The 20,807-nt window shown below is 68.1% G+C and carries 20 protein-coding genes; 4 read left to right on the top strand and 16 right to left on the bottom strand.

All coding sequences use genetic code 11. From position 1 onward, the window contains the following. Positions 1–10: 10 nt before the first annotated feature. Entirely contained in the window at positions 11–1,291 is a 1,281-nt protein-coding gene (locus B5X82_RS01125) for a sugar transferase (RefSeq protein ID WP_079646202.1), read from the top strand. A 101-nt stretch (positions 1,292–1,392) separates the two neighbouring features. Next, a complete protein-coding gene (locus B5X82_RS01120; protein ID WP_079646201.1) occupies positions 1,393–2,166 on the top strand; it encodes a metallophosphoesterase family protein in 774 nt (257 codons plus the stop codon). 9 nt (positions 2,167–2,175) lie between these two features. Here B5X82_RS01120 and B5X82_RS01115 read toward each other — a convergent pair whose 3' ends face one another. The 10 genes from B5X82_RS01115 to B5X82_RS01070 form a co-directional block, all read right to left on the bottom strand. Then, positions 2,176–2,490 carry a hypothetical protein gene (locus tag B5X82_RS01115; RefSeq protein ID WP_235862566.1) on the bottom strand — a complete coding sequence of 105 codons (315 nt, stop codon included), beginning with the start codon at positions 2,488–2,490 and terminating at the stop codon, positions 2,176–2,178. A 100-nt stretch (positions 2,491–2,590) separates the two neighbouring features. Next, positions 2,591–3,862, bottom strand: coding sequence for an MFS transporter (locus B5X82_RS01110; protein WP_223811364.1), 1,272 nt, complete (start codon positions 3,860–3,862; stop codon positions 2,591–2,593). Further along, positions 3,859–5,463: a GMC family oxidoreductase gene (locus B5X82_RS01105; RefSeq protein WP_079646200.1), complete on the bottom strand. Its 1,605-nt coding sequence runs from the start codon at positions 5,461–5,463 to the stop codon at positions 3,859–3,861. The genes B5X82_RS01110 and B5X82_RS01105 overlap by 4 nt, the downstream gene beginning before the upstream one ends. Positions 5,464–5,485: 22 nt before the next feature. Then, on the bottom strand, positions 5,486–6,124 hold the full coding sequence (locus B5X82_RS01100; protein WP_079646199.1) for a c-type cytochrome: 639 nt from the start codon (positions 6,122–6,124) through the stop codon (positions 5,486–5,488). 5 nt (positions 6,125–6,129) lie between these two features. Further along, positions 6,130–6,522, bottom strand: coding sequence for a nuclear transport factor 2 family protein (locus tag B5X82_RS01095; RefSeq protein WP_079646198.1), 393 nt, complete (start codon positions 6,520–6,522; stop codon positions 6,130–6,132). 11 nt (positions 6,523–6,533) lie between these two features. Next, a complete protein-coding gene (locus tag B5X82_RS01090; RefSeq protein WP_079646197.1) occupies positions 6,534–8,060 on the bottom strand; it encodes an FAD-binding oxidoreductase in 1,527 nt (508 codons plus the stop codon). 13 nt (positions 8,061–8,073) lie between these two features. Next, positions 8,074–9,579 (bottom strand): aldehyde dehydrogenase family protein, encoded by a 1,506-nt coding sequence (locus B5X82_RS01085; protein WP_079646196.1) that lies wholly within the window; start codon positions 9,577–9,579, stop codon positions 8,074–8,076. After that, positions 9,579–10,760: an MFS transporter gene (locus B5X82_RS01080; protein WP_079646195.1), complete on the bottom strand. Its 1,182-nt coding sequence runs from the start codon at positions 10,758–10,760 to the stop codon at positions 9,579–9,581. The genes B5X82_RS01085 and B5X82_RS01080 overlap by 1 nt, the downstream gene beginning before the upstream one ends. Before the next feature lie 48 nt (positions 10,761–10,808). Continuing rightward, positions 10,809–13,130, bottom strand: a complete 2,322-nt coding sequence (locus B5X82_RS01075; RefSeq protein WP_079646194.1) for a TonB-dependent receptor — start codon at positions 13,128–13,130, stop codon at positions 10,809–10,811. A 188-nt stretch (positions 13,131–13,318) separates the two neighbouring features. Beyond that, on the bottom strand, positions 13,319–14,332 hold the full coding sequence (locus tag B5X82_RS01070; protein ID WP_079646193.1) for an AraC family transcriptional regulator: 1,014 nt from the start codon (positions 14,330–14,332) through the stop codon (positions 13,319–13,321). A gap of 301 nt (positions 14,333–14,633) precedes the next feature. Here B5X82_RS01070 and B5X82_RS01065 point away from each other — a divergent pair, with 301 nt between their 5' ends. After that, entirely contained in the window at positions 14,634–14,876 is a 243-nt protein-coding gene (locus tag B5X82_RS01065) for a hypothetical protein (RefSeq protein WP_079646192.1), read from the top strand. A 57-nt stretch (positions 14,877–14,933) separates the two neighbouring features. On the opposite strand, the gene B5X82_RS01060 is transcribed toward B5X82_RS01065, so the two are convergent. From B5X82_RS01060 to B5X82_RS01035, 6 genes are all read right to left on the bottom strand, one after another. Further along, positions 14,934–15,656 (bottom strand): AcvB/VirJ family lysyl-phosphatidylglycerol hydrolase, encoded by a 723-nt coding sequence (locus B5X82_RS01060; protein ID WP_079646191.1) that lies wholly within the window; start codon positions 15,654–15,656, stop codon positions 14,934–14,936. After that, complete coding sequence (locus B5X82_RS01055) at positions 15,653–17,122, bottom strand: AcvB/VirJ family lysyl-phosphatidylglycerol hydrolase (protein WP_079646190.1); 1,470 nt, start codon at positions 17,120–17,122, stop codon at positions 15,653–15,655. Before B5X82_RS01055 ends, B5X82_RS01060 begins: the two co-directional genes overlap by 4 nt. Before the next feature lie 96 nt (positions 17,123–17,218). Further along, positions 17,219–18,568, bottom strand: a complete 1,350-nt coding sequence (locus B5X82_RS01050; RefSeq protein ID WP_079646189.1) for a sensor histidine kinase — start codon at positions 18,566–18,568, stop codon at positions 17,219–17,221. A gap of 2 nt (positions 18,569–18,570) precedes the next feature. Next, on the bottom strand, positions 18,571–19,263 hold the full coding sequence (locus tag B5X82_RS01045; protein ID WP_079646188.1) for a winged helix-turn-helix domain-containing protein: 693 nt from the start codon (positions 19,261–19,263) through the stop codon (positions 18,571–18,573). Next, positions 19,260–19,652 carry a PDZ domain-containing protein gene (locus B5X82_RS01040; protein WP_079646187.1) on the bottom strand — a complete coding sequence of 131 codons (393 nt, stop codon included), beginning with the start codon at positions 19,650–19,652 and terminating at the stop codon, positions 19,260–19,262. Before B5X82_RS01040 ends, B5X82_RS01045 begins: the two co-directional genes overlap by 4 nt. A gap of 1 nt (position 19,653) precedes the next feature. Further along, a complete protein-coding gene (locus B5X82_RS01035) occupies positions 19,654–20,178 on the bottom strand; it encodes a DUF1003 domain-containing protein (RefSeq protein WP_079646186.1) in 525 nt (174 codons plus the stop codon). 164 nt (positions 20,179–20,342) lie between these two features. On the opposite strand from B5X82_RS01035, the gene B5X82_RS01030 reads away from it, so the two are divergent. Then, a complete protein-coding gene (locus B5X82_RS01030; RefSeq protein WP_079646185.1) occupies positions 20,343–20,750 on the top strand; it encodes a hypothetical protein in 408 nt (135 codons plus the stop codon). Positions 20,751–20,807 lie beyond the last annotated feature (57 nt).

Here is a 20,807-nt window from a genome sequence, read left to right as displayed (position 1 = left end):
GACCGTGCTCATGACGCGCGAGCCCCAGGTCAGGATAGCGCGTGTCAGCGCGCTCAATGCCCTGCCCGCCCAGTTCCTCATCGGCTTCTGCATCGCGATCCTGCTGCCGGCCTATATCCGCTATGGCGATTTCCAGACCGCCCTCGGCACGACGGGCTTCGCCAACAGCTTCATCGCCGCAACGGTCGCCCTGATCCTGGGGATGACGATGCTGAGCCGGGTCACTGCCTTTCCGGGCACGCGGACCTTCGGCTACATCCTGCCGTCCTTCATCGGCTCGTTCGGCCTGGCCATCGCGGCCTTGCTGGCGTTGCGCCTGGAATATAGCCGTATCTACCTGACCTCGACCTTCCTCTCGAGCATCGCCGTATTCTTCGTCCTCAGCATCTATCTGCTGCCGCGGACCCGACGTCGTTTCTACGTAGTACCGGGTTTCGACCTGCAGGGCCTCACCCTCCCCTCCGAGGTCGAATGGATCCGGATGCGGACCCCGGCCGTCCCTGACGACCCCTCGGCCTTCATCACCGCCGACTTCCGCCAGGACCATGATCCCAAATGGGACCGCATGCTGGCGGAGGCCGCGGTACAGGGGCGCACCGTCCTGCACAGCAAGCAGGTCCTCGAATCGCTGACCGGCCGCGTCTCGATCGAGCATCTGTCGGAGAATAATTTCGGCTCGCTCATGCCGAACCGCGCGTGGCGCCATGCCAAACGGGTGATCGACTTCCTGTCGGCGCTGATCCTGCTGCCGTTCCTGTGCCCGCTGTTCCTGGCCATCGCCGCCTGGATCCGCATCGATTCGCCGGGGCCCGCCTTCTTCCGGCAGCTGCGCGTCGGCGCCGGCGGGCGCGCGTTCCGCATCGTCAAGTTCCGCACGATGCGCGAGGAGAAGGCCCGTGGAGAAGCCGACGCCACCGCCGCGATGACGCTGGTCGCCGACGACAGAATCACCCGCGCGGGGCGCTGGTTGCGCCGCACCCGGCTCGACGAGCTGCCGCAGATCTTCAACATCCTCGCGGGCCAGATGAGCTGGATCGGCCCGCGTCCCGAGGCGATCTCGCTCTCGCGCTGGTACGATGCGGAGATTCCCTTCTATCTCTACCGCCACATCGTCCGCCCTGGCATCACCGGCTGGGCGCAGGTCAACCAGGGCCATGTCACCGATCTCGACGCGATCCACCGCAAGCTGCAATATGACTTCTACTATATCCGCAACTTCTCGGTCTGGATCGATGTGTTGATCGCGATCAAGACGATCAAGATCGCGATCACCGGTTTCGGCGCAAAATAGAGTCGCCAGCATGGCCCATGGTCATGGGCCGTCTTTCCTCCGGCGCTTCCGTCGATTAGGGGGCGACGCGAACGAGCAACGGGATTGTCCACAGGTAGTCGATGGCCATTCGCGACCTTCTGTCGCCTTCGCGCTGGAAGCGCCCTCGCCACGCCGCGCCCGAGGGCCAGCGCTGGTATGCGATCGGTGACATCCACGGCTGCTACGACCTGCTCAACACGCTGATCCGTGCGATCGACGGCGACGACGAGCAGCGCGGCGCGGCGGACACGCGCCTGCTGTTCCTCGGCGACTATATCGATCGCGGCCCGAACTCGCGCGGCGTGATCGAGCTGATGATGAAGCTCGACCTGGGTGACGACAAGGTCGTGTTCCTGATGGGCAACCATGAGGAAGTCCTGCTCGCGACCGCCGAAGGCAACCGCCGGGCCGCCGCGCTGCTCCACAAGATGGGCGGCCGCGAGACGCTGCTCAGCTACGGCGTCTCGGCGCAGGATTATGACTATGCCGATCCTCCGGGGATCATCGACCTGGTTCGGGCCGCCGTCCCCCGTGAGCATCTCGACTGGCTGGCGGCGCTGCGCAGTTCCTATCGCGCCGGCGGATATTTCTTCGCCCATGCCGGCGTCCGCCCAGGCATCCCGCTCGACGATCAGGCGCCGAGCGACATGCGATGGATTCGGCGCGACTTCCTGTTCCACGGCGCCGACCATGGCGCGATGGTGGTGCACGGCCATTCGGTGACGACGGAGATCGACGAGCGCGCCAACCGGATCGGGATCGACACCGGCGCCTATGCCAGCGGCCGGCTGACCGCGCTCGGCATCGAAGGCGCGCAGCGCTGGTATCTCCAGACCGGCACGCCCGGCGCCTGACCGGCCGGATCAGGCGGCGCGGTCGATCACCGCCTCGCTGAGCGGTATCTGGCGGACGTTGCCGCAGCGCAGGCTGACCTCCTCGACCAGCCAGCTGTTGCGCATCTTGTCGGCGACGATGCCCGCTTCGTGAACCGAGAGGCCGGGCTGCTCGATCGCCACCTGCATCATGCCGTTGGCCTCGCGGGCTTCGACGATGCTGGGGATGAGGGCGCGTTGCGCGAAATGGTTGATGAGGCGGGCCAGCGTCTGCGGGTCGGGCCGCGCGACGATGTCGAACCGGGATACGGTCCCGCCATCAGGGTCACCAATGTCGATCATCATGCTCCTCCATCGAGCAAGCATAGCGTCGACTGCACCGAAAGAATTGCCGATTTCGCCTGACATTTGTCCAGTCGCCGGCAAATCCTGTCTCAAACCCGGATCAAGACGAAAAATCTTCTTTCCCACCACGCCAGCTCAGCAGCGCCACCGCGCTGAGCAGGCAGAGGATCGCCAGATAGGCGGCGACCGGTACCGGCGACTTGCTGCTCGCGTAGAGGGCAGTGGCGATCAGCGGCGCGAAACCGACGATCACCGACGAGACCTCATGGACGAAGGCGAGCCCGGAATAGCGCACCTCGCCGTCGAACATCTCGCTGAACAGCGCCGGCTGCACCCCGATCATCGCGGCGTGGCACAGGCCGTTGCCGATCACGAAGGCGGCGACGATCATCGCCGGTGCCCCCGAGTCGAGCATGCGCAGGAAAGGATAGCCGAACAGCGCGAGCCCGATCACCCCGGCCAAATAGACGGCGCGCCGACCAATCCGGTCGGACAGCGCGCCGAACACCGGCATCATCGCGCTGTCGGCGATCATCCCCAGCATCACCCCGACCAGCAGCGCATCGGCCGGAGCGCCGACCGTCACCCCATAAGCGAGCGAGAAGGTGATCAGCAGGTGCGATCCGCCATTCTCAGCGAGGCGGATGCCGACGCCGGTCAGGATCGCGCGCGGATAGCGGCGCAGCAGGCGCAGGATCGGCGCGGCGTGGCTCCCCCGCCCTTCCTCGAGATGGCGGGCCGTCTCGCTGATGCGCAAGCGGATGAACACGCCGACCAGGAAGATCAGGATGCTGGCGAGGAAGGGCAGCCGCCAGCCCCAGGCCAGGAAGTCCGCCTCCGGCATCCGCCGCGCCAGAAAGAAGGCGAGCGAGGCGAGGACGAAGCCGAGCCCCACCCCGACCTGGCTCCAGGCGCCGAGGAAGCCCCGCCGATCGGCAGGGGCGTTCTCGGTGATCATCAGCACGCCGCCGCCCCATTCGCCGCCCGCGGCGATCCCCTGGAGCAGGCGCAACGCGACAAGCAGCGCGGGCGCAAGCATGCCCGCCTGCTCGTAGCTCGGCAGCAGCCCGATCGCGAAGGTGGCGACCCCCATGATCGACAGCGTCCACACCAGCGAGACCTTGCGGCCATGGCGGTCGCCGACATGACCGAAGATCAGCCCGCCGATCGGCCGCGCCGCGAAGCCGACAGCATAGACAGAGAAGGCGGCGAGCAGCGCCGCGGTCGGATCGGCGGCGGGGAAGAACAGCCGGTTGAAGACCAGCGCCGCCGCCGTGCCGAACAGAAAGAAGTCGTACCATTCCAGCATGTTGCCGGCCAGCGATGCGAGGATCGCTCGGCGAAGCTGGTTACCTCCGGCCGCCGCCTTCAAGCGTCGTCCGCGATCATCTGCGCCGCCTTTTCACCGATCATGATGCTCGCCGCGTTGGTGTTGCCCGATATCAGCGTGGGCATGATCGATGCGTCGGCGACACGCAAGCCCCGAACACCGTGGACGCGCAGTCGGCTGTCGACCACCGCCATCCCGTCATTGCCCATCTTGCAGGTGCCGACCTGATGCGAGACGCAGCCGCCGGTTTCCCGGAAATAGGCCTCGATCTCGTCGTCGGTCCGTACGTCGGCGCCAGGCAGATGCTCGGCCGAGATGAAGTCGGCGAGCGGCGGAGTCGCGGCGATCCGGCGCGCGAGCTTGAGGCCCTCGACCGCGATCCGCCGATCGGCCTCGTGCGCGAAGTAATTGGGCGCGAGGCGCGGCGCCTCGAACGGGTCGGCGCTCGCCAGGCTGAGCCGCCCGCGGCTCTGCGGCCGGACCGGACAGATGAAGTTGGCGAAGCCCGAGAATTTGAACAGCCCGTCCTCATAATAGCCGCCGCTGAAGGTCTGGAACAGGAACTGGACGTCAGGCGTCGCCGCGCCCGGCGAGACGCGGGCGAACAGCCCTGCCTGCCCCGCCGGCACCGACAGCGGCCCGTCGCGGAACAGCAACCAGGTCAGCCCGGCGAAGAGCTGCTTGCGCTTGCTGAGCATGATGTCGTTCATCGTGATCGGCTGGTTGCAGCGCCAGGTGATCTGCCCGCCATAATGGTCCTGCAGATTCTCGCCGACGCCGGGCAGGTCGTGGACCGGATCGATCCCCAGCGCCTTCAGCTCGGCCGCCGGGCCGACGCCCGACAGCAGCAGGAGCTGGGGCGAGTTGACCGAACCGCCCGACAGGATCAGCTCGCGCCGGCTCCTGACCGTGAAGCTCTCGCCACCCCGCCGCACGCGCAGGCCGCTCGCGCGGGTACCGTCGAACAGGATCGTCTCTGCCTGGGTCTCGGTCAGGATCGTCAGGTTCGGGCGGCGCCTGGCCGGCTTCAGATAGGCGACCGAGGTCGAGCAGCGCGCACCGTTGCGGATCGTCGCCTGATAATAGCCGACGCCCTCCTGCACGGCGCCGTTGAAGTCGGGATTGTGCGGAATGCCGTTGGCCTCCGCACTGCCGATCAGGGCATCGCACAGCGGGTTGCGCTCGACGAGGTTGGTGACGCTCAGCGGGCCGCCGACGCCATGATAGCGGTCCTCGCCATTCTCCTGGTCCTCGGCGCGGCGGAAGAAGGGCAGCACATCCTCATAGCCCCAGCCTTCGTTGCCGAGCTGGCGCCACTGGTCGTAATCCTGCGCCTGGCCACGGATGTAGATCAGGCCGTTGATGCTGCTCGACCCGCCCAGCGTCTTGCCGCGCGGCCAGTAGATGCGGCGGCCGCCGAGCGCCGGATTCGGCTCGGTCATGTACTTCCAGTTCACCGTGGGATCGGTGATGGTGCGTCCGTAGCCGACCGGGATCTTGAGCCAGAAGCGGTTGTCGCTGCCGCCCGCCTCGATCAGCAGGACGCTGACATCCGCCCGCTCGCTCAAGCGCGCCGCGATCACGCTACCCGCCGAGCCCGCCCCGACCACGATGTAGTCGAACTCGGCACCTTCCATCTGCATTTCGAAATCCCCGGTTGAATGGCTACCGCAGCGTGCTGGCGTGGGCCGCGACCGCATCGATCGCCGCTTCGTCGGGCAGGACGGCGGCCGCCGCCGCCATCTGCTGGCCCCTCTCGTCGCCCTCGCGCCCGCGAATGCCCTTCCTGAAATTGCGGAGCTGCCGCGCGAGATAGTCGGCATCGGTGCCCGCCAGCGGCGGCGCGCCGAGTTCGGCATTGCCCTCGCCGCGCGCGCCATGGCAGGCGGCACAGCTTTCGTAGAGCGCCGTCCCCGCCCCGCCCTTCGCTGCCGCGACCGGTGCCGGCGGCGGTGGCAGCGTCGCGATATAGGCGGCGACGTCTTGGACCGCCTGCTCGTCGGGCAGCGCCTTGGCGCGGCCGTTCATCTGCACGCCCTGGAAGTCGGCGGGGCCGCCGCGCAGGTCCTTGCGGTAGAGCAGGAGCTGCTCGGCGACATAGCTCGGCGGCAGGCCCGCGAGGCGCGGCGCCTTCATGCCGGCGAAGCCCTCGCCGGCATTGCCGTGGCAGCCCTGACAAGTGGTGTAATAGGCCCGGCCGCGGGCGACCGGCGACGAGGCCTTCGGCGCGGGCGTGGCGGTCGAGCAGCCCGCCGCCGCCACGACCACCGCCGCCGCGCCGATGAAGATGACGGGCGCCCGCATGACCGTCAGCGCATCGCCGCCGCGATCGCGGCGCTGTCGAGATATTCGTCGAAGCTGGTGATCTTGCCGTCGCCGGTGCCGATCACATGGACCCACTCGACCGCATATTCCTTGCCGCTCGCCTTGACCTTGCTGCGCTCGATCCCGCGCACATAGACGAGGCCCTCGGCCTCCACCATCGACTTCGGCGTCATCTCGATCGGCTCGGCGAACTCACCGAATTTGGCGAAGAAGTCGCCGACGCCCTCGGGCCCCTTATAGGTGCCGCCCCACGGAATCCCGTTGGCGTGCAGGGTCCAGCGGACGTCGGGCGCGAGCAGCGCCATCGCGCCGGGGACGTCGCCCGCCCCGAAGGCCGCGAAGAAGGCGCCGACGATGGCAGTTCCGGTAGAAGACATGATCTTTCCTCTCAGGCTTGGGGACGGTCGGGCTCGAGCCCGTAGAAGGTGTGGAAGACGAGGCCGGGGTCATATTTCCGCCGCAGCTCGCCCAGCTTCCGCCAGCCGTCGGCGGTGTAGCATTCGCGGATGCGGTGGATGCGGCCTTCCTGGTTCAGCTCGTTGATGTAGCTGCCGGTGCCGAGCGGCTGCAGCTCCTCGTACATCGCGATCATGAAGTCCTTGTTGGCCTTGTCGGCCGCCGGATCGTCCCACTGCGCGTAGCAGGAGACGTAGAAATTGCCCTTGGTCGCGCAGGCGCCGTCGGGCAATTCGGGCCGCCCCTTGTAGAGCAGCACCGGCGCGGTGACGCGCGACGGCGACTGCGGCATGCGGCGGATGAACACCTCGATCGGCTTGGCGAGGCTGTCCGTATAGATGTTGTCGACGCAATAGCGGCGCTGCGGGAACGGCACCTCGTTGCCGTAATAGAGATTCTCGAAGCTCTCCTGGGCGTTCTCGATCTTGGCGATCGCGCGCTTCGTGACCGGATGGTCCTTCAGCGGGGCCATGCCCGCCAGCGCCGCCGCCTCGCTGTCGACGAAAGCGACGCTCTGCAGGATGAACACCTGATCGCAGCCGGCGGCGCTGCAGGCCTTCTCCATGCCCGGCGGTGCGGCGGTGATGACGCCGATCAGCTCGACGTTCAGCGGCAGCTTCGGCCCGATCTCCTCCATCGCGGCGGCGACATCGGCGCTCGCGGTGAAGGGGAAGATATAGGTGTGCGAGCGCATCGCCTTCGGCGCGGGGTGGACGCGCAGCTTGAACCTCGTGACCACCCCGAACAGGCCGGGACCGCCGCCGCGCACCGCCCAGAACAGGTCCGGGTTCTCGGTCTCGCTCGCGGTTCGCACCTGGCCGTCGGCGGTGACGATCTCGACCTCCAGGATATTGTAGACGCTCATCCCGCCCCAGGCATTGCCGTTCCAGCCGAGCCCGCCGCCGAGCAGGAAGCCGCTGATCGGCACCATGCCGCAATGCGCGGTCGGGAAGGCCAGCCCCTGCCGGCCCAGTTCCTCCTGCAACCGCCGGCCGATCACGCCGGGGCCGACGATCGCCTCGCGCTTCGCCGCATCGATCTCGATCGTCGACAGGCGCGACACGTCGACCAGCATGCCGTCGTCGCGCATGAAGCAGCCGCAGAAGCTGTGCCCGCCCGCGCGGGTGGTGATGCGCCGCTTGTTCTCGCGCGCATGGTTGACCGCGGCGACCACGTCCTCGACGCTTTCGGCCTGGACGATGATCTCAGGGTTGCGCGGGAATTTCTGGGTCTGCCAGATCATGCTCCGCCGCCACGGCTCGTACAGCTCGGTGTCGCGGGCGACGACCTTGCCCTTCACCTTGGCCTGGAGCCGCTCGACCTCCCTGGCGTCGACCGCGGCGCCGGCCGCCGCCATCGGCATCAGGCCCGCCGCCGACAAGGTGGCGAGCGTCGCCGTGCCGGCCAGGAAGCCGCGGCGATCGAGCTTCGGCAGTGCGAGGGGTTTGTCGAGGATCATATCGCCCTTCCCGTCAGCGCCTGACCACGCCGGCCTTGATCGCGAGGTGCGACATCAGCCCCTCCTCGCCCAGCTCATGGCCGACGCCCGACTGTTTCCAGCCGCCGAAGGGCAGCGACAGGTCGAGCGTGTTGTGGTTGTTGATCCAGACGGTGCCCGCCTGCACCCGATCGACGAAATCCTCGATCAGGTCGAAGTCGCGCGACCATATGCTGGCGCCCAGGCCGAAGCTGGTGCCGTTGAGCTGCGGCATCACGCCATCCATGTCGTCGAACGGCGTCGCGACGAGGACGGGGCCGAAAATCTCCTCCTGCACCACGGCGTCGGTCGGCCGGGCACCGACGATGATAGCCGGACGCAGATAGGCGCCGGGATCGTCGACCGCCTCGCCGCCGAAGAACAGCGAGGCGCCGTCGGCGACGCCGCGCTCGACATAGCCGAGCACCCGGTCGCGATGCGCATGGCTGACCATCGGGCCGAGGCCGGTCGAGGGATCGAGGCCAGGGCCGATCTTCAGGCTCGCGGCGATCTCCGCGACGCCCTCGACGACCTTGTCGAAGATGCTGCGATGGACGTAGAGCCGCGATCCGGCGCAGCAATTCTGGCCGTGATTGCCGAGGATCGCCCAGGCCGCGCCGGGGATCGCCGCGCCCAGATCGGCGTCGGCGGCGATCACCACCGGCGACTTGCCGCCGAGTTCGAGATTGTACTTCTTGAGGCGCGGGCCGGCCGATCCGGCGATGATCCGGCCGACCTCGGTCGATCCGGTGAAGTTGATCTTGTCGACCCCCGGATGCTCGACCAGCGCCGCGCCGGCGACCGCGCCGCTGCCGGTGACGACGTTGACGACGCCGGCCGGGATGCCCGCCTCGGCGCACAGCTCGGCGAGGCGGAGCGTGGTGAGCGGAGTCTGCTCGGCGGGCTTGAGGACGATGGTGCAGCCGGTGGCGAGCACCGGCGCCAGCTTCCACACCGCCTCGCACAGCGGCACGTTCCACGGCGTGATGCCCGCGACGACGCCGAGCGGCTGGAGCCGGGTGAAGCCCGAGAAGCGCGCGCCCGGCAGATAGGGCACCGACAGCTCCATGGTCTTGCCGTGGAGCTTGGTCGCCCAGCCGGCCATGTAGCGGAGCGTGTAAACCGAGAAGTCGGCGTCGAACAGGCGCGTGTTCTGGATCAGCTTGCCGCTGTTGACCGTCTCGATCTGCGCGATGGTCGCGGCCTCGGCAGCGATCAGCTCGGCAAGCTTGAGCATCAGCGCCTCGCGCTCGTGCGGGCGCATCGCCGGCCAGGGGCCGCTTTCGAAGGCGCGGCGCGCGGCGCGGACCGCATCGTCGACATCGGCCGCGTCGGCCTCGGCGACCTCGGCGATCGCACCGCCATGGCTGGGGTCGATCACCGGGCGGTAGCGGCCGGCGCGCGGCGCCCGCCACTCGCCGTCGATGAACAGCTCCCGCCTGCCGCTCGCGAAGGCGCGGGCGGCGTCGGACAGCAGGCTATAGTCGTTGGCGAGGGTCATCACGAACCTTGTGCGAGGATGGGAGCCGGAGAGGACGGGCGCAGCAGCGCGGCGATCGCGAACAGCCCGGCGCCTAGGAAGGCCAGCGTCGCGATCAGATAGATGCCGGCCGGGCCGCCCGGACCGAGCACGGTCAGCGCCGGCCCCAGGCCGAGCCCGGCGCCGGTCAGCGCGGCGGCGGCGAGCATCGGCCGGCCGTCATGGTCGACCTGCCCCAGCGCGCCGAGCTGGAAGGGATAGATGACGTACCAGCCGAAGCTGAACATGGCGGTGGCGAGGACGAAGAGCGCGAAGCTTCCGGCCACCGCATAGACCTGCACCGCCGCGACCAGCACCGCCGCCGCCGCGACGATCGGCACGATCCGGCCGAAGCGGCCGCCGACGATGCCGGGCAGGAAGGAGGCCGCAAAGGCGACCAGCTTGGAGATGCTGAGGACCAGCGCGACCTGCGCCTCGCCGAGGCCGATCCCCTGCCCGAGCAGGGCGAGGAAGGTCCATAGCGCGCCGACGCCGATGAAGAAGCAGAGGATCGACACCAGCATGCCGCCGCTGCGCAGCCATCCGGCAAGGTCGTTGCCGGGCATGGCGTCATGCTCCTCCGCCGCGCTGATCGTCCTTAGCCGGGTGGCCACGAGCGCGAGGGCGAGGATGTCGAAGGCGAGCAGCACGCTATAGGCGGCGGCGAAGCCGAAAGCGCCGATGATCGGCGGCATCGCATAGACGCAGACGATCGACAGCACGGTCTGGAGCGCGAGGAACAGGCCGAAGCTGCGTTCGGCGTTGCGGGTGCGCGCCATCGCCGCGGTCGCCTGCGACACCGCCACCCCGCCGGCCGCGCCGCCGATGCCGCGCAGGATGAGGAAGGCCGTCCAGCCCGGCCGGGTGAGGCAGAGCAGGTCGCAGACGATCATCACCACGAGCGCGGCGATACCGAAACGGCGGAACTGCCCGCGCGGCAGGAAGGTGCTGAGCAGGCAGCCGCATGACAAGGTGATGAGCTGGATCGTCGAGAAGAGGCCGACGTCGCGTTCGCTGGCGCCAAGCACATTGACCAGCGCGGCGGCGATCACGGGCATCGCCAGGAAGGTCATCACCCCCGCCGTGCCGAGCGTGATCAGCGCGGCGAGGCCGTCCTGCCCCGCCGCGCCGTCGATCGCCCGATTCTGTCCGCTCTTCCCCATGCTGCGCCCTCGACGGGTGCGGGACGCCGAAGCGCCCCGCACGGATGATCAGAAGCGGTACAGCGCGCTCGCGCCGAACACCCGCGGCTCGGAGTAGATATACTGGACATAGCCGAGGTCGTTGAACTGGAACGCCTTGGTGATCGCCAGCTTGTTGCCGATGTTGCGGACGAAGGCCTGGAGCTGCCAGTTCTCGTTCACGTTGAACGAGATGTCGGCATTATGCTTGAAATAGCCCGGCATCTTCACCGACGGATCGTTGAAGTTGTTCGAGTAGCGGCTGGAGCGATAGTTCCAGTCCCAGTTGAACACCAGCGAGCGGTCGTTGGCGAGCGGCACGGTGTAGGCGATCGCGCCGTTCGCGGTCCATTTCGGCGCGTTCGACATCTCGCGGTCGGCGACATAGACCCCGCCGCCCGGCACGCCGTTGCGAACGTCCTTGATCTTCGTCTCCAGCCACGAACCGCCGAAGCGCAGCTCCAGATTATCGACCGGGGCCGCCTGGATCTCGACCTCGGCGCCATAGGCATTGGCGCTCTGGTTGGTCAGCAGGCCGCCGATCCCTTCGAAGTTGAAGGTCTGGTAGCGGTTATAGTCATAGTAGAAGAAAGAGGTGTTGAACCGCAGCTTGCGATCGAACAGCGTCGCCTTCTCGCCGATCTCATAGGCGATGACGTTCTCGTCGCGATACGGGATCTGTGCGGTGCTGACCCCGCCCGGATAGAAACCGTTGTTGAAACCGCCGGCCTTGGTGCCGCGCGACACGCTGGCGAACAGCAGCAGGTCGGCGTTCACCTGGAAGTCGAGCGCGGCCTTACCCGAGATCAGCGTCTTCTTGTAGGTGTCGCGATAGGGGTTGGCGATACCCGGTCCGTTCGGCGGAAGGAAGCAGTTGGTCGGGATCGGGAAGCCCGGGCAGCTGCGCAGCGAGGCGTTGTCGCGCTCGTTGAACTTCTTGCTGTCGCGGGTGATGCGGCCGCCGAGGGTGAAGGTCAGCCGGTCGGTGAGTTCGACCTCGCCCTGCGCGAAGGCGGCGACCGAGGTGGTCCGCATCTTCCAGTTGGCCGCCAGATTGATCGGGAAGAAGGCGCCGTTGTACAGGCCCGTCACCGGATCGACCGCGGTATCACCCGACACCGGCACGTTGAAGGTCGCATTCGGATTGTTGCGCGCCTTCGAATAGAGGCCATAGACGCCCGCCGTCCAGTTGAAGCCGTCGCCCTTGCCGAAGGCGCGGAATTCCTGGGTCGCGGTGTCGCTCTTGTACGGGAAGGTCGCGACGCAGATCGTGTTGGGGCTGGCGTCGCAATCCTCGTCAAGGTTGCGTGTGAAGTGCATGTAGCCGGTCAGCGAGGTGAAGCTGATATCGCCGAAGTCGCGCTCGGCGCGCAGCAGTGCGGTGGAGCCCTTCGACTTCAGCCGCTGCGGATTGCTGGTATAGGCGACGTTGCGCTTGCCCGCGCCGAAATTGGCCTCGTTATAGCCGGCGTCGTCGACCCCTGTAGGATCGGCCGAGCCGAGGCCCGTCACCGGATCGCGCAGGCTGGGGGTCTGCTCATAATAGGTGTGGACCTTGTCGGTCCGGCCATATTCGCCCTTCAGCAGAACGTCCCAGTCGCCGTCGTCATAGCGGAGCTGGAGGCGGACCGCGTCGGTGCCGGCCTGGCCGCCCTTGTCCTTGGCGAACTGCGGATTGAGGTTCTTGATGTAGCCGTCGCTGTGGTGCGACAGGAAGGACAGGCGCGCCGACAGCGTGTCGGTCAGCGGCGCGGTGACGCCGCCTTCGAGCTTCAATTCGTTGAAGCGGGCATAGGTACCCTTGACGAAGCCGCCCGCTTCCTGCGTCGGCTTCTTGGTGACGTAATGGACGAGGCCGCCGGTCGAGTTGCGGCCGAACAGTGTGCCCTGCGGCCCGCGCAGAATCTCGGCGCGGTCGAGATCGAACAGCGCGAAGTCGACCGCCGGCACGTTCACGACGTAGAATTCGTCGACATAGACGGTGACCGGCGCCTCATGGCCTTCGCCGAAGTCGTTGAGGCCGATGCCGCGGATGACGATATTGGCGCTCGAACCCGGGCCGTAGGGCGAATAATTGTCGACGCTCGGCGTGCGGGTGATCAGGTCGATGCTGTTGGAGATGCCGCGCTCGAGGATCTGGTCGCCCGAAACGGCGGTGACGGAGATGCCGACCTTCTGGAGGTTCTGCTCGCGCTTCTGCGCGGTGACGACGATCTCGGCCAGGCCGCCATTGTCGGCTTCGGCCGCGGCCGGGGCGCTCGCCGCTTCCTGCGCGGCGACCGGAGCGCTCGCCAGCATGGCGGCGACGGTCAGGGCGATGGTGGAGGAGGTCGAAACAAAGGATCTGGTCATGAAAGCCCCCGAGGTTGGCGGCGCCGGAGCGCGACGTGCGTTTCCTACCTGCGGCGTGGCGCGTATATTCGCGTCATCGTCGTGACGCATCTGTGTGGCATCCCGCGAGGGGCGGCTATACCGCCTTGGCAATCATCCTACCCGATTGGCAAGATTCGCCGCGCACGCCGATGCACGGTCGGACGCGATCAGGCCTTTTTCAGCGTGAAGGACGGCAGCTCACCGAAGCGGCGGGCATAGTCCTGCGAGAATTTGCTCGGATGGAGGAAGCCGTTGGCCAATGCGACCTCGGTCACCGTCACGCCGCTGCCTTGCATCTCCTTGAGCATCGCACGCGCGCGTTCGAGCCGGTAGCGCTTGAGATAGCCCATCGGGCTGTCGTCGCGGAACCGCCGGAAACCGAAATGCAGCGAACGGCCGCTGACGCCCGAAGCGCTAATCAGGTCGGACAGGGTGAGCTGCTCATGATAGCGCTCGCGGATCAGTTCCTCGGCACGGCGCACATAATAGGGCGTCGCGACGTTGCGCGGCTCCATCGCATAGTCATGCGAATAATTGTGCGGGACGGAGGTGAGCAGCAGCCGGCCCAGCATCTCCTCGGTCGTGCCGATCGCGCGCGGGTGGACGAAGCCGGAATCGCCGTCGTCCATGTCCTCGACCACCGCGCGCACGAACTGCGCGAAGGAGCCGGCGAGCCCGTCGATCGCGATCGGATCTGGCGAGAAGATCAGCGGCCGGGTGCGATGGCCGAAATCCTCGTGAAGCAGCCTTTCGAGATGCGGACGATCAAGCTTGACCGTGAAGTGGCGGCAGCCGGCGTCGGTGATCTGGCGGATCGGCTCGTGCGGACTCAGCACCGACATCTGGCCGGGGCGCAGCACGAAGGTTCGCCCCTGGTGCGCGAACTGTGCCTGCCCGCTAAGGACGAACTGGACGAGGAAGCAATGCTCGGCAGGCGGGATCGACACGGACACCCGGCCATAGGGCAGGCCATAGTCGGTCGCGTTGAAGGTGCTCGACCGCAGGGTCGCCTGGTTGTGGCGGAAGGCGATCGGCGGCACTCCGCCTTCGGTCGACAGGTCGTGGGGGCAGAAGGCGTGCACCATATGCTGGTGGACCGCGTCGATCTCGGTGCTGGCGAAGCGGTTCCAACGGTCGAGCGGAAGGTCGCCCGGGGTCCAGACCTTGCGTTCCTCGATCATCTGGCCTCGATCATCTGGCTGGCCACCCGCATCACGGACATCCCGTCATCCTACCAGATATGCGGCCGATTGCGAGCATCTCGATGGCGGCCGCGGCTCCGGCCCCCGCCAATGATGACCGATTTGTAATCCTCCCGCGACCCGTGGTCGGAAAATAGATTTTTCTATTTCAATATCTTACATGAAAATCCTCAGTTCCGCCTGTCGGAGCCTTAACGTGCGTTCGACCGCCGGAGGGTCCACATTCCGGGCATCGGGACAGCGCGACCGCGCCTCGTCCCCGACAGAAAAGGATGGGACCATGTTGAAGACCGCTTTCCGTTTCCTGGCCCTGACGACCGCCATCGCGGGGCTTGGCACCACGATCGTCATGGGCGCCGCCGAGGCCGCGACCACGACCGGCGACGTGCCCTTCTGCTCGAAGACGATCACCGACAAGTGCATGGACCGGCCGGCCGCCGCTACGCATCATGCCACCCGCCACGCGGCACATCACCGGACCCACAAGCCGACCGCCGCCAAGGCCGCGCATCCCAAGGGCTGACTCCGCCGGTCAGCCGCCTACTCCTCCAGCAAAGGGCCACTTCGGTGGCCCTTTTTGTCATGCGCCCGCGTCGGACAGCGCGGCGGTCAGGTGGCGGTAGAGGGCGTCGGCGTCGCGGCGCAGCGGATGACCGCCCGGCATCGCGATCCGCCGCATGTTGGGCTGGTGGAGCAGCGGGCAGAGGCTGTCGGCCTCCTCGCGCCCCTGGACGCAGAGCAGCGGCACCCAGTCGAGCCGCCGGCCGGTGTCGACCGCCGCCGCGTCGGCGGGCACCAGGTCGAGCATCTCTGCCGGCGACGCCCGGTAGATCACCGTGTCGGTCGGCACGACCAGCGCGACCATGGCGAGCTTCGCGCGCAGCGCGGGCGGCAGGCCGACCAGCCCGACATGGACCATGTCCGCGCCATAGGACTGGCCGATCAGCAGCAGGCGCCGCGCATGGCCGAAGGCCAGCCCGCGCCGCACCGCGTCCTCGATCAGCGCGCGGACCTGGGCAGGCGATCGGCGCTCGCGGAAATAGACGAGCGAATTGACCCCGAGCACCGGAACGCCGTCGGCCGCCAGCCGCTCGGCGATCTGGCGGCCCATCCCGACCTTGAAGCCCATGTCGCCCGAGACGATCACCGCGGCCAGCCCCGCTTGCGCCGGTGCGGGTGCGCGTTCGGCCCGGATCGGCACGTAGAGGTCGCCGCCGAAATAGCCGAGCCAGCCCCAATAGGCGGTCAACCCCGCCGCGACCAAAGCGAGCGCCAGCGCCGCGCCGACCAGCCCGCGCCTCACGGCAGCCCCCGCAGCACGGCGGCGGCGAGCGCATCGCCATTATCGCCGAAATGGTGGCCGCCGGGCAGCAGCACCTGCTCGGCCAGCCCCGCCGGTATGGCCGGACAGGCGCTGTGCTTCTCCTCCTCGCCGCGGATGCACTGCATCGGCGTGCCGCGCAGCCGCTCGATCGCGGGCAGGGTCGGCAGCGCGTTGGCGCCGCCGATGTCGAGCCAGGAGGCGAGATGGAACTGGAAATCGGCGGTGCCGCTCAGCCCCAGCATGCTCAGCCGCGTCACCATCGGCCGGATCGCGGGCGGCAGGTTGCCGACGATATAGGCGAGGTCGTCGGCGCCGAACGAATAGCCGACGAAGATCACCTTCGGCCGGTGCCATTCGCGCGCGAAATGCTCGACGATCCGCCCGGCGTCCCGCCCCGCCTCCGCCGGGGTCCTGGCATTCCAGAAATAGCTGAGGCTGTCGACGCCGACGACCGGAACGCCCGCCGCCGCCAGCCGCGCGGCGAGATCGCGGTCGATCCCGGCCCAGCCGCCGTCGCCCGAATACATCACCGCCATCAGATCGGTGTGGCGCGCCGCCGGATCGGCGACGATGGTCAGCGGCAGGTCGGCGACATTGGCGAGCGGAACGACGGGCGCCGGGTTCGGCTGCGGTTCGAGCATCGGCGCGAACGCCGCCTTGAACTGCGGCATCCAGTTGGCCTCGACCGAGAAGCCGTGACCGACCTTGGGCAGCTCGACGAGCTGCGCCTGCGGCACCTGCCGGGTGAAGGCGCGCGTCGCGGCGGAGCTGACGACCTGGTCGATCGTCCCTTGCAGCACCAGCCACGGCGCCGGCAGGCGCGGCGCGGCCGAGAACAGCCAGCCCGCCTCGGGCTTGGCGATGCGCGACACGGTCACGCCCGGGATCGCGCACCATGGCTTCGTCCCGCCGATGTCGGGGCCGAAACCGAGCGACACCGCGCCGCGCCACGTCCCCGCCGGAGCCTGCGCCAGCGCCGCATAGGCGATCGTTGCTCCAGACGAATAGCCGGCGAGGATCGGCTTGATGTAATGCGGCAGGCCGAGGCGATGCTCATAATCCTGCGCCAGCGCCTGCAGCGCATAGTTGGGATTGACGCATTTCTCGGCATCGTCATCGAGATGCTTCTGCAGCGCCGGGGTCGAGATCCCGGCGACCGCGACCCCCTGTTCAGCGAGCGCCTTCGCCATATCGATCACGCCCAGATTCCAGCCGCCGTCGCCCGACAGGAATACCACCACGCCCCGCACCGGGCCGGCGGGCCGATAGGTGGCGACCGGCTGCCAGCCTGCGAAGGTGAAGTCGCCGGCAGTGACTGGGCCCTCGCGGGGCGGCGGCGCGACGGGAGCCTGCGCGGCGACCGGCGTGGCGGTGGACGAGAAGGCCGACAGGATCATCGCGGCGGAGCCGGCGGCCACGGCCAGTGTGGAGAACAATCTGCGCATCTTCACCCCGCAGGAGGACGTCATGCGACCGATTAGGCCGACGCACCCGACGCGGGCGTGGGGACGAGGTTAAACATCGGTAATGTCGCCCGCGCGTCAATGCGCGAGATGCAGCTCCACCCGCAGCCCCGGCCCGTTGTCGTGCAGCTCGAGCGCGCCGTCGTGCAGCCGCGCGACCGCCGCGGCGAGCGCGAGGCCGAGCCCTGCCCCTGCCTTGCTGCGCGCCGCATCCAGCCGTCCGAAGCGGCGCAGCGCCTCGGGGCGCTGGCTTTCGGGGATGCCGGGGCCGTCGTCGCCGACGCTGATCACCGCATCGCCGGCCGGCGTTCGCCGCGCCGCGACGATGATCCGCCCGGCACCGTATTTCATCGCATTGTCGATCAGGTTGGCGAGTGCCTGGCCGAGCAGCTCACGATGAACATGGCCCGTGATTCCCGGAGGAGCATCCGCGACGATCTCGAAACCATTGTCCTCGGCGAGCGGCCCATAGACCTCGACCATATCCTCGACCATCGCCGACAGGTCGACGTCGACGAAGCTCTCGCGCCCCAGCCCGGCCTCGGCGCGGCTGATCCGCAGCGCGGTGTCGAGCATCGTCAGCAGCCGGTCGCCCTCGTCGATCGCGCGGGCGACGGCGCCCCTCGCCTCCTCGCCCTCGCTGGCGTCGAGCGCACGTTCGAGCGTCGATCGCAGCCGGGTGAGCGGCGAGCGCAGGTCGTGGGCTAGGCCGTCGGTAGCGATCTTGAGCTCGGCCATCAGCGCGGCGATCCGGTCGAGCATCGCATTGATCGCGATGCCCAGCGCGTCGAAGGCGTCGTCGCTGCCGTCGACCGGAACCCGCCGGTCGAGATGGCCGGCGGCGACCGCGCGGGCGGTGCCGACCGTCGCGGCCAGCCGGCCGTGGATCAGCCGGGTCGAGCTCCACGCCGCGAAGGCGGCGAGCGCGACCGCCACCGCGAAGGCGCTGACCATCGCCTCCTCCAGGATGACGGTGAAGCGCAGCTCGCTTTCGACGACATGGCCGGTCAGCAGCCGCCCGCCGCCCGCGAGCGGGGTCGCGACGAGGTAGATCTGCTCCGACTGCTCATGGCCGATGCGGAACAGGTCGAGCGTCGCGGCACTCGAGGACGGCGGCAGCGACGGCGGCCATTCGGCGATGTTGCCCGCCACCGCACGGCCACCGCGATCGACCAGCAGCAGTGCGGCGCCGGGCGCGCGGCCGGGCTGGGCGCGCGCCGCCACCGCCGCGCCGAGCGCTGCGAAGCCGCCCTGGCGGTAGCTGTGGAGAAACTGGTCGCGCAGCCGCTCGGCATGCGCCTCGGCCTCGTCGCCGATCTGGTCCTGGGTCAATTGATGGACGGTAGCGAGCAGCAGTGCAGCACCGACGAGTTGCAACAGGAATACGAGTGCCGCGAAGCGGAGGAAGGTCGAGCGCGGAAGGCCCATAGTCAGCCGTCGAGGCCCAGCCGATAGCCCGATCCGCGCACCGTGTGGAGCAGCGGACGGGCCTGGCCCTCGTCGATCTTCTTGCGCAGTCGGCTGACATGGACGTCGATGACGTTGGTGCCCGGATCGAAATGATAGTCCCACACGCCTTCGAGCAGCATCGTCCGCGTCACCACCTGCTCGGCATGGCGCAGCAGGAATTCGAGCAGGCGGAATTCGCGCGGCTGCAGCTCGATCGGCTGGCCGCCGCGTCGCACCTTGCGCGACAGCAGGTCCATCTCCAGGTCATCGCAGGCCAGCCGGGTCTCGGGCGCCACAGCGCTCCGGCCCTGGCTGTGGCGGATCAGCAGGCGGACCCGCGCCAGCAGCTCGGCAAAGGCGAAGGGCTTGGTCAGATAGTCGTCGGAGCCGCCTTCGAGGCCCTTCACCCGGTCCTCGGCCGCGCCCAGCGCCGACAGGATGATCACCGGCGTCTCGATCCCGGCCGCGCGGATCGCGCCGAGCACCGCCATCCCGTCCATGGCCGGCAGCATCCGGTCGAGAATCACGCAGTCGTAGCTGCCGTCGGTCGCGTGGAACAGGCCATCGCGGCCATTGTCTGCGCGATCGACGACGAAGCCGTGCTCGGACAATCCTGTCGCGACGAAGTCGGCGGTGGAGGCGTCATCCTCGACCAGCAATATCTTCCGGCTCATCGGCCATGTCCTCCCCCGTCGCGCCGCATGTGGATGTCTAACGGCACGCCACGGCGCAAGACCCGCAGGTCGACGACCTCGTAGGAGCCGCTGGCGACATCGCGATCGAACGCGGCGAGGCTGGGCGCGGGCAGTCCGTCGACATCCTCGATCTCGTCGCCCACCCTGAGCCCCGCGAGCGCGCCCGGCCCGCCGGTCTGCAGACTCGTCACCAGCAGCCGGGGCCGTCCCGCGCTCTCGACCACCGCGAGCGTTGCGCCGGTCGGCAGCGATTCCCCGGCGGCGACCGGCTCCCGATAGGGACGGACGAACTGGCGGGTGACGATCAGCATCGCCAGCGCCGCGCAGAACAGTGCCAGCCAGCCGATCCAGGAGAAGGTCCTCGTCACATCAGGCCTCATTCGGTTCGACGCAGACCGTGGCAATGATGCGATCGAGCCGCTCGGTGATCGCCTGGTCGAGTTTCTCATGCAGCCGCAATATTTCAAGCTCGGCGCGCAGGTTGACCTCATAGTCGAGGCTCGCCGCCAGCCGGTCCTTCGCCGCCTGGCGATTCTGGCTCATCATGATCACCGGCGCCTGGATCGCGGCGAGCGTCGACAACATCAGGTTGAGGAAGATGAAGGGATAGGGATCGAAGACGAGCCCCCAATGCGTCAGCACGTTGCTGTTCAGCAACATCCACGCGAGCAGCACCAGCGAGAAGCCGATGATGAACGTCCAGCTGCCGCCGACTGCGGCAACCCGGTCGGCGAGCCGGTCGCCGAAGGTCGCATGTCGGTCCGCCACGTCGCCCGCGTCGCGCGATATCGGCTGGCGCGCCAATATCTTGGCGAGGACATGCGCCTCGCCCGAATCGAGATGCTGCTTGCCCAGCAGCCGCGCCGCCAGGGTCTGGACGGGTTCGCTCGCCATATCGCCTCCTTCATCGCCGGATTAGCCGGGGCCATCATACCCCAGCATGGGCGCCGCATGACCATTTCGTCATGTTGGGGATTACCGATGCTTAATATCGGAACCATCGTCCGGAGAGGCGCCGCAGCACACAACGGTCTCCATTGCCGAAGAGGAGACTTATCATGCGTCATCCATTGTTCATCCCGATCGCCGCCGCATCGATCCTCGCCATGGGCCTTGCAGGCGCCGCCCAGGCATCGTCGCGCGCTGGCAGCCCTGAGGCCGAGATCGGCAAGGCGCTGGCCGGGCGGATCGCTGGCAAGCCGGTCGACTGTCTCGACCTCAACCGCATCCGCTCGTCGCGGATCATCGACCGCACCGCGATCCTCTACGAAACCGACGACGGAACCCTCTACCTGAACCGCCCCGCCAGCGGCGCCGACCAGCTTCGCCGGGGCCTGACCCTGGTCACCGACACGCACACGCCGCAGCTCTGCAGCGTCGACACGGTTCGCCTCGTCGACCTGCCCGGGCATTTCGAGAGCGGCTGGGTGGGGCTCGGCAAGTTCGTCCCCTATGCCCGACGCTGACCCCGCCACGGCCGCGCCACATTACCGATAATTCAGGCGGCGCCCACGCTACGGGCA

It is taken from the genome of Rhizorhabdus histidinilytica, assembly GCF_900167915.1.
Lineage (GTDB): Bacteria > Pseudomonadota > Alphaproteobacteria > Sphingomonadales > Sphingomonadaceae > Rhizorhabdus > Rhizorhabdus histidinilytica.
This window is presented reverse-complemented; position numbering and strand designations above follow the sequence as displayed.